Origin of the sequence: Agromyces sp. NPDC057865 (genome assembly GCF_042796995.1) — a bacterium.
Taxonomy (GTDB): Bacteria; Actinomycetota; Actinomycetes; order Actinomycetales; family Microbacteriaceae; genus Agromyces.
Window position 1 is genome coordinate 1,041,607 of sequence record NZ_JBHVMJ010000001.1, and the last position, 14,187, is coordinate 1,055,793.

The 14,187-nt window shown below is 70.3% G+C and carries 8 protein-coding genes; 2 read left to right on the top strand and 6 right to left on the bottom strand.

Translation table 11 applies throughout. The features are described from left to right. The first annotated feature begins 114 nt into the window (after window positions 1-114). A complete protein-coding gene (locus ACFVN5_RS04875) occupies window positions 115-3,357 on the top strand; it encodes a DEAD/DEAH box helicase (protein WP_376953655.1) in 3,243 nt (1,080 codons plus the stop codon). A gap of 2 nt (window positions 3,358-3,359) precedes the next feature. Here the strand turns inward: ACFVN5_RS04875 and ACFVN5_RS04880 are convergent, their stop codons facing one another. The 6 genes from ACFVN5_RS04880 to ACFVN5_RS04905 all read right to left on the bottom strand — a co-directional run bounded on the left by ACFVN5_RS04880 (window position 3,360) and on the right by ACFVN5_RS04905 (window position 13,366). Then, a complete protein-coding gene (locus tag ACFVN5_RS04880) occupies window positions 3,360-6,113 on the bottom strand; it encodes a cation-translocating P-type ATPase (RefSeq protein ID WP_376953657.1) in 2,754 nt (917 codons plus the stop codon). A 152-nt stretch (window positions 6,114-6,265) separates the two neighbouring features. Next, on the bottom strand, window positions 6,266-7,576 hold the full coding sequence (locus ACFVN5_RS04885; protein WP_376954316.1) for a nitrate/nitrite transporter: 1,311 nt from the start codon (window positions 7,574-7,576) through the stop codon (window positions 6,266-6,268). Between the two features lie 159 nt (window positions 7,577-7,735). Then, the gene (locus ACFVN5_RS04890; RefSeq protein ID WP_376953658.1) at window positions 7,736-8,002 is read right to left on the bottom strand and encodes a hypothetical protein; all 267 of its coding nucleotides are present in this window, start codon (window positions 8,000-8,002) and stop codon (window positions 7,736-7,738) included. Between the two features lie 630 nt (window positions 8,003-8,632). Then, complete coding sequence (locus ACFVN5_RS04895; protein ID WP_376953659.1) at window positions 8,633-10,777, bottom strand: ABC transporter ATP-binding protein; 2,145 nt, start codon at window positions 10,775-10,777, stop codon at window positions 8,633-8,635. Next, complete coding sequence (locus tag ACFVN5_RS04900) at window positions 10,774-12,507, bottom strand: ABC transporter ATP-binding protein (protein WP_376953660.1); 1,734 nt, start codon at window positions 12,505-12,507, stop codon at window positions 10,774-10,776. The genes ACFVN5_RS04895 and ACFVN5_RS04900 overlap by 4 nt, the downstream gene beginning before the upstream one ends. A 172-nt stretch (window positions 12,508-12,679) precedes the next feature. Then, window positions 12,680-13,366, bottom strand: coding sequence for a DUF998 domain-containing protein (locus tag ACFVN5_RS04905; RefSeq protein WP_376953662.1), 687 nt, complete (start codon window positions 13,364-13,366; stop codon window positions 12,680-12,682). A gap of 118 nt (window positions 13,367-13,484) precedes the next feature. On the opposite strand from ACFVN5_RS04905, the gene ACFVN5_RS04910 reads away from it, so the two are divergent. Next, window positions 13,485-14,144 carry a TetR/AcrR family transcriptional regulator gene (locus ACFVN5_RS04910; RefSeq protein WP_376953663.1) on the top strand — a complete coding sequence of 220 codons (660 nt, stop codon included), beginning with the start codon at window positions 13,485-13,487 and terminating at the stop codon, window positions 14,142-14,144. The last annotated feature ends 43 nt before the right edge of the window (window positions 14,145-14,187 follow it).

Here is a 14,187-nt window from a genome sequence, read left to right on the forward strand (position 1 = left end):
AACCCCATTCGGAGAACGGTTCCCGATTCGCCGGGCGGCGGCGCTGCGTGCCGCGCGCCGCCCCGGCTCGGCCCGCCAGGCGACGGTGTCGGCGCTGCGTGCGAGCATGGAACCATGCCCGCCGAGCCCGCGTCCCGCCCCGGTGCGCACGGCAAGCGGGCGCCCGACTGGCGTCGTGCGATCGCCTCATTCACGGTCGCGCCGACCGACCTGCCCGAGTTCTCCGAGACGACGGATGCCGCATCGGCGGCCCCGCACGCTGGCCGACCGGCCGCGGCGCCGCGTCCCCTGGCGCTCCAGTTCGAGCTGCGCCGCGACGTGCCGCGTCGGCCGGGAGAGTGGCAGGGGCGACGCGACGAGCCCGCCCGGCGCGCGGCATCCGTCGACCGGCTCGCGGTGCGCCCGGTCACGGCCGGCGCACGCGGGCGCTGGGTCAAGTCCGGCCTCACCTGGCAGAACATCGCCTACCAGGCGAGCGCGGGCGGGTTCGACCACGCGCAGTCGCGGTGGTTCGGCCAGTTCGCGCTGCTGAAGGGCGGGTCGACCGGGGTGTACCAGCCCTCCGGGTCCGAGTGGATCTCGCTCGACGAGTTCGAGAGTCCGCTGCTGTGGGCGCTGCTCGCCGAGGCGCGGCGGCTCGGCATCGCGCTCGCCGGGTCGACGGCGGCGCCCGCGGTGGTCGTGCACGACGCGGCATCCGTGGCGCTCGATGCGACGATCGACGACGTCGGCGACCTGATGCTCGAGCCGATCGTGCGGTTCGGCGCGGCCGACGACCTTCGCTCGGTCCAGCACGTGCGTCGCATCGGCGAGCATGGGCTCTACCGCTTCGACTTCGACGCCGGGGTGCTCGACGTCGCGCCGCTGGAGGCACCGCTCGGGCCGGCCGAGGTGTCTGCGCTCGAGGGAGGCCTCGCCGTGCGCGTGCCGGCCGCGGAGGTTCCCGAGTTCGCGCGCGGGCACGTCCACCGGCTCGCGCGGTCGATCGCGATCGTGAGCCGCGACGACAGCTTCACGCCGCCGGTGGCACCGCCCGCGACGCTCGTGCTCGACGCACGGCATGAGCCGGGCGATCTGCTCCGACTCGCCTGGCGGTGGGAGCACGCCGACGGGCGCAGGACCCCGGTCGACGCGTCGGTCGCGACATCCGCCGACGACCCCGACCTCGACGACGACCTGCTCGCGCGGGTCGTCGACGCGCTCGGCTGGGTGCCGCTCGAGGCGGTGCTCCTCCGCGGCGCCGACGCGGCCGAGTTCACGGTCGAGCGGATGCCGCGACTCGAGCGCCTCGCCGAACGCGGGCCGCTGCGCATCGACGTGCGCGGTATCCGGCCCGACTACCGCCGAGCCGAGGGCGAGCCGCGGCTCACGGTCACGGCGGTCGAGTCGCTCAAGGCCGACTGGTTCGACCTCGGGGTGCAGCTCACCGTCGACGGTCGCCCGGTGCCGTTCCAGCGGCTCTTCACCGCGCTCGCGAAAGGGCGGCGGCGACTGCTGCTCGTCGACAAGACGTACCTGTCGCTTGCGGATCCGCTCTTCGATCCCCTCCGCGAGCTCATCGAGGAGGCCGGCACGGTCGCCGAGTGGGAGACCGGCACGCTGCCGATCCACCGCAGTCGCGCAGGGCTCTGGGCCGACTTCGAGGACCTCGCGCACGAGGCCGAGCCCGCCGTGGCGTGGCGTCGCATCGTTGAGGGACTCTCGCACGGAGGCGTCGAGGAGTTGCCGCCGCCCGAGGGGTTGGCACTGCCGCTGCGGCCCTACCAGCTCGCGGGATTCCGCTGGCTGGCGTTCCTGTGGGCGAATCGGCTCGGCGGCGTGCTCGCCGACGACATGGGGCTCGGCAAGACGGCGCAGGCGCTCGCGCTCATTCAGCATGCGCGCAACTCGGCGGTCGAGGAGGGCCCGGCGGAGCCGGTTCCGGTGGTTGAGGAGCGCCCGGCGGAGCCGGACGCGTCTCGAAACCTGGCGACCCGACAGGGTCTCGATACGCCTCCTTCGGTGGCTACTCGACCACCGACGGCAACCGCCGCGCCCCCGTTCCTCGTCGTCGCCCCCACCTCCGTCGCCTCCAACTGGGTGCGCGAGGCGTCGCGCTTCACGCCGGACCTCCGAGTCGCCACCGTCACCGCGACCGAGGCGCGGCGTCGTGGCCGCATCGCGGAGGCCGCGGCATCCGCCGACGTCGTCGTCACGACCTACGCGGTGCTGCGACTCGAGGCCGATGCCTTCGCCGCGCTCGAGTGGAGCGGGCTCGTGCTCGACGAGGCGCAGTTCGTGAAGAACTCGGCGACGAAGGTGCACGAAGCCGCCCGCGGCATCCGTGCGCCGTTCCGGCTCGCGATGACCGGCACGCCGATCGAGAACCACGTGGGGGAGCTGTGGGCGATCCTGCGGATCGTCGCGCCCGGCCTGTTCCCGTCGCGGCGCGCGTTCGACGAGACCTATCGCCGCCCGATCGAGCAGGACGGCAATGCCGAGCGACGCGAACGGCTGCGGCGGCGCATCCGGCCGCTCATCCTGCGCCGCTCCAAGGAGCTCGTCGCGCCCGAGCTGCCCCCGAAGCAGGAGCAACTGCTCGCGGTCGAGCTCGCTCCGAAGCATCGGCGCCTCTACGACGCGACCCTGCAGCGCGAGCGGCAGAAGCTCCTCGGACTCGTCGACGACCTCGACCGCCAGCGGTTCATCGTCTACCGATCGCTCACGCTGCTGCGAATGCTCGCGCTCGACGCCGCGCTCATCGACGAGGAGCGGTACGCCGGCTACCCGTCGGCCAAGCTCGACGCGCTGTTCGAGCAGCTCGACGACGTGCTCGCCGAGGGGCATCGAGCGCTGGTGTTCAGCCAGTTCACCTCGTTCCTCGGGCGGGCGAAGGCGCGACTGGATGCCGCGGGCATCTCCTACGCCTACCTGGACGGGTCGACGCCGGTGCGCCGCCGCGACGCCGAGATCGCGCGGTTCCGGGCGGGCGAGGCATCCGTGTTCCTGATCAGCCTGAAGGCGGGCGGCTTCGGCCTGAACCTCACCGAGGCGGACTACGTGTTCCTGCTCGACCCGTGGTGGAACCCGGCGAGCGAGGCCCAGGCCGTCGACCGCGCGCACCGCATCGGACAGGCGAAGCAGGTCATGGTCTACCGGCTCGTCGCGCAGGGCACGATCGAGGAGAAGGTCATGGCACTGAAGGCGCGCAAGGGTGAGCTGGTCGCGTCGATCCTCGATGCGCGTGCGGATGCCGCAGGCCCGCGTGACGGCGACGCGGATGCGCCGGGCGGAGCCGCGTCTCCGCCTGCCCCGGCCGACCTGCGCGCCGCGGAGGCGCTCACGGCCGCCGACCTCCGGGAGCTGCTCGACGGCTAGGGTCAGCGCGGGGCGACCGCCGTCGCGACCCGGCGCCCGGGCTGCCGGTTCGCCGCGCGGCGACGGCGGATCCACTTGTCGCCCTCGACCACGACGAGCAGGATCAGCGTCAGGCCGATGCACTCGAGCCACTGCCAGCCGGTGAGCGACACCGTGCCGAGTGCCCGCTGCAGCAGTCCGACCTCGGTCGACGCGACGATGAGGATGACCGGCCAGATGAGGATCTTCGTCACGGCCCAGATCGGAGGCAGCAGGCCCGACTCGGGTGTGCGGCGCATCAGCAGCGCACTCAGCACCGTCGCGAGGCCGAGCACGACGTAGGCCATGGTCATCGACGCGGTCGGCTGGCTCGGGCTCGGCTCGTCGGGTCCCCAGACGAGCGGGACCAGTGCGATGAGGAAGATGACCGCGCCGTACACGAGCCACTCGACGAGCGAGACGGGGTTCACGACGCCGATACGCGGATCGCGCGGCGGGTGGTTCATGATGCCGGGCGGGTTCGCGTCGGCGGCGATCGCGAGCACCGCGAACAGCGCCACGAAGAAGTTGATGAACAGCACCTGTGCGGGGAACAGCGCGACGCCCTCCGCGATCGAGAACGCGCTCGCCGCGAGGAACAGCATGATCAGGCTGAGCAGCTGCGTCATCTGGAACCGGAGGTACGCGGTGATCTTCGAGTAGACGATGCGGCCGAGCTCGACCGCGTGCACGAGCGTCGCGAAGTTGTCGTCGGTGAGCACGAGCTTCGCCGCCTGCTTCGTGACCTCGGAGCCCGAGCCCATCGCCACGCCGATGTTCGCCTGCTTGATCGCCGCCGCGTCGTTGACGGCGTCGCCGGTCATGGCGACGATGTTGCCCTTGGCCTGGAGGAGTCCGACGAGCCGCAGCTTGTCGTCGGGCGTCACGCGACCGAACACGTGCAGGTCGGGCAGACGGCGCGAGAGCTCCTCGTCGCTCATCTGCTTGAGGTCGGCGCCGCTGACGGCACCGGCTCCGAGCCCGAGCTCGGCGCCGATGGCGCCGGCCGTGACGGCGTGATCGCCGGTGATCATGCGGACGTCGATGCCGGCGGCGTGCGCCACCTCGACGGCGACCTTCGCCTCGGGGCGCAGCGGGTCGACGATGCCGACGATGCCGATGAGCACGAGCTCGTCGACCCACGACATCGCGTCGGCCGCGACCTTGCCCTCGTCGGCGTCGTCGATGAAACGCGCCGCGAACGCGAGCGTCCGCAGTCCGGTCGCCGACATGCGCTCGAGCTCTGCGGTCGCCGAATCGGATGCCACGGGCACCACTTCCCGGTCCTCGCCGAGCATTGTCGTGCATCGGCCGAGCACCACGTCGGGGGCGCCCTTCACGAGCAGCACGAGTTGCTTCTCGCCGCGGACCGGGATCCGCTGCAGCGTCGCCATGAACTTGTAGTCGGAGTCGAACGGCACCTCGGCGAGCCGCGGGTACTCGCGGCGGGCGTCATCGGCGTCGACGCCGAGCTTGGCGGCGAGCACGATGAGGGCGGCCTCGGTCGGGTCGCCGACGACGTCGCCCTCGTTCGAGACCGTCGCGTCGTTCGGCAGGCCGATCGCGAGCCCGAGCGTCGGCGCGTCGAGCGGCTCGTCGGTCGTGCCGAGCACGCGTCCGTCGAACGAGTACCCCTGGCCCGTCACGCGGTAGGTGTTGCCGCCCGCCCACGCGGTGCGCACCGTCATCTGGTTGAGCGTCAGCGTGCCGGTCTTGTCGGAGCAGATCGCGCTCGTCGCGCCGAGCGTCTCGACGTCGTTGAGCGATGCGACGATCGCGCGCTCCTTGGCGAGCTTCGAGGCACCCCACGAGAGCAGGCTCTGCACGAACACCGGCAGGCCCGTCGGGATCGCCGAGATCGCCACGGCCGTCGCGAGGAACAGCAGCTCGTCGAGGCTCTGTCCGCGCGCGAAGCCGATCAGGACGATGACGAGCACCGCGCTCCACGCGATGATGCCGAGCACCTTCGTGAGGCTGTCGAGCTCGAGCTGCAGTGGCGACTTCTTGTCGCCGACCTGCGTGAGCAGCGAGGCGATGCGGCCCATCTGGGTCCGCATCCCGGTCTCGACCACGACGATGCGTGCGGTTCCGCGAGTGACCGACGTGTTCTGGAACACCATCGACGTGCGGTCGGCGAGGGCCGTCTCGGCCGTGTTCTCCGCCGGCCCCTTCGGGATCGGAAGGGATTCGCCGGTGAGCGCGGACTCCTGCGTCTCGAGGTTCGCCGAGCGCAGGATGCGTCCGTCGGCCGGCACGAGGTCGCCCGACTCGAGCTCCACGATGTCGCCGGGCACGAGCTGCGTGGCATCGACCTGCGACAGGCTGCCGTCGCGGATCACGCGGGCCTGGGGCGTCTGCAGCTTGGCCAGCGCGTCGACGCTGCGCCGCGCCTTCACCTCCTGCCGCGTGCCCGTGATCACGTTGAACAGCACCAGGATCGCCACGATGATCGCCGTCGTGAACTGCTGGATGAGCAGCGAGACGATCGTCACCGCGATGAGCATGAGCGTCATGAGCTCGAGCACCTGGCTCAGCGCGATCCGCCACACGCTCGGTGGTGGCGCGCTCTGCAGGGCGTTGGGGCCGAACTCGGCGCGGCGCGTCTCGACCTCGGTCGCGGTCAGGCCGCGTGCACCGTCGGCCTTCGCCTCGGTCACGGCGGCGTCGGGGGCGAGGGCCCACCATTCGACGCCGTGTTCCTCCGCCTCGGTAGTGGTGCTCTGGACTTCGATGCTCACAAGACCCCCAGGGACGTCGTGCCGACTGTGGCCAGAGTAACGCCGCGGATGCCACGAAGGGGAGTGCCCCGACCGCGGGATTTCGGGCGGGCCGGAGGTGGGATAGGTCGCCGGCGCGGCATCCGTCATCGATGCCCGATGTCGAGGGCGGGTCAGCGCCCGAGGCGGCCCCAGCGGTCGCGGCGACGTGAGCGCGGCTCGTCGAGTCCGATGTGGACGCGCGTGCGCTTGCGTTCCCAGATGATCATGCCCGCGCCGAGCGCCCAGAGCGGCACCTGCGTGAGGAACGCGATGCGGAACGCCTCGAGCGAGTAGGTGGCGGGCGTGCCGGCGCCCTGCACGTCCATCGCGATGCCGATGAACAGGATGGCGAGGAGACCGGCCAGGAACCCGCCGCCGTTCACGATGCCGGTCGCGGTGCTGAGCCGGTGGCTCGGGTTGAACGTGCGGGCGTGGTCGAACGCGATCATCGATGCCGGTCCGCCGGTGCCGAGGGCGGCCGTGAGCAGGAAGAGGAGCCAGATCGGGGCGGGTCCGGGCCACAGGATGACCGAGAGCCATGCGACCGCCTGGATCGCGATCGTCGGCAGCACGAGCATGCGCGACCGGCGCATCGGGTGCCGGCTCGACAGCGCTCCGATGACCGGGCCGACGAGGATGCCGAAGATCACGAAGGACGTGACGACGAGCGACGCCACCGCGGGCGACAGGCCCTCGCCGGCGGTGAGGAACGGGAAGCCCCACAGCATCACGAACGCGGTGCCGGCGAAGGGCGTCGCGAAGTGCGACCAGAAGGCGAGCCGGGTCGCGGGGTGCGCCCACGACTCGCGGAAGCCCTCGCGAAGATCGGCGGCGCTCGTCACGACCCGGATGGCGCCGGTCTCCGTATCGACGGCGACGTCGGCGTCCCGATCGGGCGGATGGTTCCGGATGATCGTGAACGTGAGGATCGAGAACAGGACGCCGAGTCCGGCGAGGCTGCCGAAGGCGATGCTCCACGAGGTCGCGTGCAGGAGCGCGGCGAGCGGGAGAATCGAGATGATCTGCCCGAACTGGCCGATGAGCCCCGTGAACTGCACGAGCACGGGCGCCTGCCGGTCGGGGAACCACACGGCGATGAGGCGCAGCACGCTCGGGAAGACGGCCGCGTCGCCGGCGCCGATGAGCACGCGGGCGAGGATGCCGATGCCCACGTCGGACGCGAATGCCATCACGAGCTGGCCGAGCGCCATGAGCACCATGCCGGCGGTCACGATCGGGCGGGCGCCGAAGCGGTCGAGCAGCAGGCCGACCGGGATCTGCATCGCGCCGTACACTGCGAGCTGGATGACCGCGAACATCGACAGCGTCGAGGCGTCCGCGTCGAACCGGACGGCGGCGTCGACGCCGACCGACGAGAGCGAGGTCCGGTTCGTGACCGAGAGCACGTAGGCTGCGACGCCGACGGTCCACACCAGCCACATGCGCCACGGGCGCGCGGGCGTGGGGAGAATCGTCACTGGGCCTTCAGGGGGATCGGTGCCGCGGCGGCATCCGCGCGCCGCCCTTCCAGCCTAACCGCGCTGCGGGCGTGCCCCTGACGGCTGTGGACGGCAGGTGCCATCGTGCTGAACGCCCCGGGTTCAGTCCAGCCGGCCGAAGAGCTCGGCGCGCTCGGCCCGCGTCAGGCCGGTGCGTGGATCGCGTTCGTGCGGATCGGCAGCGGCATCGATGCGATGCGCGGTGTGGTCGAGCGCGAGATCGAGTTCTTCGCGATGCGCTTCGACGTAGGCGCCGATCGCGGACGCCACGACGTCCTTCTTGAACCGCCGTTGAAGACGGGCCGTGTCGGCGATCAGTCGGTCCGTCTCCAGGTCGACTCGTACGAGTCGGGTGATCTTGCCGGCCATGTCCGCACGCTACCTCCACACGCCGGGCGCCAGGCGCGACGTCGTTCCTCATCGACGGGACCGCTTCACGCGCACGCTGTGTGGAGGACGGGTCGTCACCGCCATCGTCTTTGAGGCGGGCGGGAGTATCACTCCGCAGAATCGGTAAACCCGTCTACTCGGCGACAAGGTCGACTGAGCAACAAATCAACCGGACGACAAGTCCACGGAGCGACAAGTCCGCGTAGCGACAACTCCATGGAGCGACAAGTCCTCGGGGCCACAAGTCGACGGAGCGACAAATCTACTGAGCGACGAAATCCCGTCGACGAGTCAATTTGGCGATAGATCGGGGATGACAGGTCTGCTCGGCGACAAATCAACTGATCGACAAGTCGACGGATTTACTGATTCTGCAAAGAGATATCCTCCTCCGCTTGGGCGCGACAACGGTGGCAGCGGCGACGTTGGCAGCGACAACGATGGCAGCGGCGACCGTCGAGAAGGCCGGAACATGGCCGACGGGTGATGCCGGCGCTGAGAGCGGGGACGACGACCGCGAAGGGCCGACGACGAAGGGCCGGGGCGACGATGTCGCCCCGGCCCTTCGTCAGGTTGCGGTGAGCAGGCGCTGCGGCCTGCCGGCGCAGCCTAGAGGTCGCCCTCGGCGGCCACCGCGTCGACCTTCTCCTCGATGATGTCCTCGAGGGGGCGGGTCGTCTGGGCGGGCGCCTTGTTCGACTGCTCGGCCGCCAGCTCGGCGTCGAGGTCGGTCGCGGCCTGCTCGAACTGCGAGTTGTAGAGGCGCCAGTACGCGCCCTGCCTCGCGATGAGCTGTTCGTGGCTGCCCTGCTCGACGATGTCGCCGTGCTCCATCACGAGGATGAGGTCGGCGTCGCGGATAGTCGAGAGGCGGTGGGCGATCACGAACGAGGTGCGGCCCTGGCGCAGCGCCGCCATCGCGTGCTGCAGCAGCAGCTCGGTGCGGGTGTCGACCGAGGACGTCGCCTCGTCGAGGATCAGCACCGAGGGCTGCGACACGAACGCGCGGGCGATCGTGATGAGCTGCTTCTCGCCCGCCGACACGTTCGAGGCCTCCTCGTCGAGCACGGTCTCGTACCCCTCGGGCAGCGAGTGCACGAACCGATCGACGTACGTCGCCTTCGCGGCGGCGATGATCTCGTCGTCGGTCGCGGTCTCGCGGCCGTACCGGATGTTCTCGCGGATCGTGCCGGCGAACAGCCACGGGTCCTGCAGGACCATGCCGGTGCGGGCGCGGACGTCGTGCCGGGTGAGCTCGGCGATGTCCTGTCCGTCGAGCAGGATGCGGCCGCCGTCGAGCTCGTAGAACCGCATGATGAGGTTCACGAGCGTCGTCTTGCCGGCCCCCGTCGGGCCGACGATCGCGACCGTCTGCCCGGGCTCGACCCGGAACGACAGGTCGCTGATGAGCGGCCGGTCGGGCGTGTACGAGAACGAGACGTTCTGGAACTCGATCGTGCCGTCGCCCTCGACCGGCGCGGGCGCGTCGGCGGCGTCGGGGTCCTGCTCGTCGGCGTCGAGCAGCTCGAAGACGCGCTCGGCCGACGCGGTGCCCGACTGGACGACCGCGGCCATGCCGCCGAGCTGCGACAGCGGCTGCGTGAACTGCTGCGAGTACTGGATGAACGCCTGCACGTCGCCGAGCCGCAGCTGCCCGTTCGCGACCATCAGGCCGCCGAGCACCGCGATGCCGACGTACGTCAGGTTCCCGACGAACATCATGCCGGGCATGATGATGCCCGAGAGGAACTGCGCCTTGAACGAGGCCGCGTAGAGCTCCTCGTTTTCGGCCCGGAACTTCTGGCTCGAGTCCTCCTCGCGACCGAAGACCTTGACGAGCGCGTGGCCCGAGAAGGACTCCTCGACGCGTGCGTTGAGGCGGCCGACCTTCTTCCACTGGATGCCGAACGCGGCCTGCGACTTCGGGCCGATCACGCCGAAGATCACGCCCATGAGGGGCAGTGCCACCAGCGCGACCAGCGAGAGCTGCCACGAGATCGAGAACATCATGACGAGCACGCCGACCACCGTGAGGATGCTCGTGAGCGCGCTGGAAAGCGACTGCTGCATCGTCTGGGTGATGTTGTCGATGTCGTTCGTCACGCGCGAGATCAGCTCGCCGCGCTGCATCCGGTCGAAGTAGCTCAGCGGCAGGCGGTTGACCTTGGCCTCGACGTCTTCACGGAGCCGGAACATGGCCTTCACCATGATCACGTTGATGACGTAGCCCTGGATCCACGAGAGCACGGAGGCCACCACGTACAGCATCAGCACGACGATGATGACCTGGCTGAGGCGCACGAAGTCGATGCCCTCACCCGGCGTCAGCGTCGCTGCGCCCACGATGTTGGCGAGGTCGTCCTGACCGGAGGCGCGGAGCCCCTCGACGACCTGCTCCTGGGTCAGGCCCGCAGGCAGCTGCAGTGAGATGAAGCCCTCGAAGATGATGTTCGTCGCCTCGGCGAGCACCTTCGGCGCGATCACCGTGAGCACGACGCCGATGGCGCCGAGCAGCGAGACGAACGCGAACGACCACTTCCACGGCGCGAGCAGTCCGAGCATCCGCCGGAAGCTCTTGCCGAAGTCCTGCGCCTTGCCGGGCTTCACGCTGTCCCAGTCGCCGGAATTGAGGCGGGCCTGCTCGGCGAGCTCGGCCTCGATCCGCTCCTCTTCGGTCAGCTCGGGCTCGACCACGGGTGCACCGCGGCGGCCACGGCCGCGTCCGCGGCCCTCGTTCTTCATGTCCGCGCTCATGCCCGTGCTCCCGCCGCCAGCTGCGACTCGACGATCTGGCGATACGTCTCGCAGGTCTCGAGCAGTTCTTCGTGCGTGCCGATGCCCACCATGCCGCCGTCATCGAGCACGATGATGCGGTCGGCGTCGGTGATGGTCGACACGCGCTGGGCGACCACGATCTTGGTCACGTTGGGCAACTCGCGCCACAACGCCTGCCTCAGCCGCGCGTCGGTGGTGAGGTCGAGCGCCGAGAACGAGTCGTCGAACACGAGGATGTCGGGCTGGTGCACGATCGCCCGCGCGATGGCGAGGCGCTGGCGCTGTCCGCCGGACACGTTGGTGCCGCCCTGCGCGATGCGCCCGTCGAGGCCGCCCTCCTTGTCGGCGACGAAGTCGGCGCCCTGGGCGATGGAGAGGGCCTCCCACAGCTCGGCGTCCGTGGCATCCTCGCGGCCGAACCGGAGGTTCGAGGCGATCGTGCCGTTGAACAGGAAGGGACGCTGCGGCACGAGGCCGATCGTCTTCCACAGCCGGTCGAGGTCGGCCTCGCGCACGTCGACGCCGTTCACGAGCACGGAGCCGCCTGTGACGTCGAACAGCCGGGGGATGAGCGACACGAGCGTGGTCTTGCCGGCGCCGGTCGAGCCGACGACGGCGACGGTCTCGCCGCGGTTCGCGCGGAACGAGATGCCCTCGAGCACCGGGTGCTCGGCGCCCGGGTACTGGAACACGACGTCGCGGAACTCGATCGTGCCGACCTCGGGGAAGGTCGAGACGGGGTTCTCGGGGCGGGCGAGCGTCGCCTTGTTGTCGAGTACCTCGCCGATGCGCTCGGCGGAGACCGCCGCGCGCGGGATCATGATCGTCATGAACGCGGCCATGAGCACCCCGCCGAGGATGATGCCGACGTACTGCATGAAGGCGAAGAGCGTGCCGATCAGCACGTCGCCCTCGTTCACCTCGATCGCGCCGAACCAGAGCACCGCAACGACCGTGACGTTGAGCACGAGCATGAACAGCGGGAAGAGCGTGATGAACAGCGTGCCGACGCGGCGGCCGACGTCCATGATGTCGGTGTTCGCCCCGCGGAAGCGCTGCTCCTCGATGCGCTCGCGCACAAACGCCCGCACCACGCGGATGCCCGTGAGCTGCTCGCGCAGGATGCGGTTCACGTTGTCGAGCTTCTTCTGGTACGAGCGGAACAGCGGCACCATGCGGATGATGACGACCCCCGCGACGACCAGGATGATCAGCACCGACGTCCAGATGAGCCAGCTCAGCCCGACGTCTTGACGCAGCGCCATGATGATGCCGCCGATGGCGAGCAGCGGCGCCTGCACGAGCATGGTCGCGCCCATCATGGCGAGCATCTGCACCTGCTGCACGTCGTTCGTGTTGCGGGTGATCAGCGAGCCGGGGCCGAACTGCGACACCTCGCGCTCGGAGAACCCGCTGACCTTGTCGAAGACGTCGTTGCGGATGTCGCGGCCGAGCTTCATCGCCGCCTTGGCCGCGAAGTAGGTCGCGATGATGGCCGCCGTGATCTGGCCGAGCGAGATCGCGAGCATGAACGCGCCCGTCGACCAGATGAACTCGGTGTCGCCCTTGCTCACGCCCTCGTCGATGATGTCGGCGTTGAGGCTGGGCAGGTAGAGGGAGGCGAGCGCCGCGATGAGCTGGAACACCAGCACGCCGAGCAGCAGCCACCCGTATGGTCTGAGATAGCGGATCAAGAGTTTGCCGAGCATGGTTCTCCGGGAGGAAACGGGGTGGATGGCGGGCGATGCGAGGGGGCCTGCGAGGCGCGACGCCGAACCCCCGATCGGCATCGCACCCGCTAGTCTGCATCGAACCCCTACCCTCCGACATCATCCGTCCGGCGGATATCGCTGAGAGCGCAATCATGCGCGCGATCAGGGCTCACAGGACGGGGCTGGGCGCCATGCGATAGGCCGTGAGCGAGGCGATCGCGAGCCACGCCCACCCGACGACGACGGCGAGCCACAGCAGTGCGACGCCCGCGGGCACCATGGCGAGCGCGGCACCGCCGAGGAAGCCGAGCACGATCACGGCGGCGGCGACGTACGACGTGATCGCGGCACCGCGCCGGCCCTCGCGGCGGAACCAGCCGCCGACGACGATCGCGGCCGCGGCGAGGCTCACGAACCCGATCGCGCCCGCCACGAGGTGGAGGAGGCCGCTGACCGACGCCGTCGCGGCATCCGTGCCACCGGGCGGGAAGCCGCCCATCGGGTCGGGCGGGAACAGCGCCGCGCCGAAGAGGCTCACGCCGTAGAGGCCGAGCAGCACGCCGGCGGCGACCCCGCGACCGCCCGGCAGCAGCCGCGCGAACCCGAGGGCCGCGGCGAGCACCATGAGCCCGCTGAGCACGAGGTTGAGCGCCTGGATCCAGCCGAGCGGACCGACGAGCAGCAGGCTCAGCGCGTGCCGCGAGAGGTCGAAGCCCGGCACGAGGAGCGCCTGCGCGAGGCCGACCACGAGGTAGAAGGGACCGGCGAGGACGCCCCAGCCGAGAAGCGACTTCGTGACGGCGCGACCGCGGTCGAAGGTCGCGTTGGGCGTAGTTGAGGGGACTGTATTCGACATCGTGCTCACCTGTCCGTCGTGTCGTGGGTGCATCCGAGGGTGTTCTGCCCTCTTGGGTGTAGTATTACACCGTGCAATGCAAAAGTAAACGGATGAGTGCAAGAGATTCGGAGTCCGGATGAACAGCGCGCCATCGACGACCGACCGGGCCGACTACGAGGACCCGCGCATCACGCGCTCCCGCGCGCTCATCATGGAGGCCGCCGCCCGTGTCTTCTTGCAACGTGGCTACCCCGGCACGAGCGTCGACGACATCGCCGCCGAGGCCGGCGTCTCGAAGCGCACGGTCTACAACGTCTTCGACGACAAGGAGCAGCTCTTCCGGGCGATCCTCGACCAGGCCATCACGACGGCCGAGCGCTACTCGCTCGCGTTCGGCGAGACGGCGGCCGAGACCGACGACGTCGAGGCGGCGCTCACCGCGCTCGCGCGCGAGCTCGCGGCATCCGTGCTCAGCGGTCGCGTCGTGCCGCTGCGGCGGCTGCTGATCGGCGAGGCGTCCCGCTTCCCCGAGTTCGCGGCGGAGTACTACGAGCGGGCGCCCGGCCGCGTGATGACCGCCGTCTCGGGCGCGCTGCGCGGATTCGGCGAGCGCGGGCTGCTGCGCATCGACGACCCCGAGCTCGCCGCCGAGCACTTCGCGTTCCTCGCGATCGGGCCGTCACTCGACCGCGCGCTCTTCGACCTCGAGAGCGACACGGATGCCACGACGGCGACCCGCGCGGTCGAGCGCGCCGAGCGCGGTGCCGCCGCCTTCCTCCGCGCCTACGCGCCGTGAGCCCGCGGGCCGCCCGCCCCGCTGCCCGGTGCCCGGTGCCGCG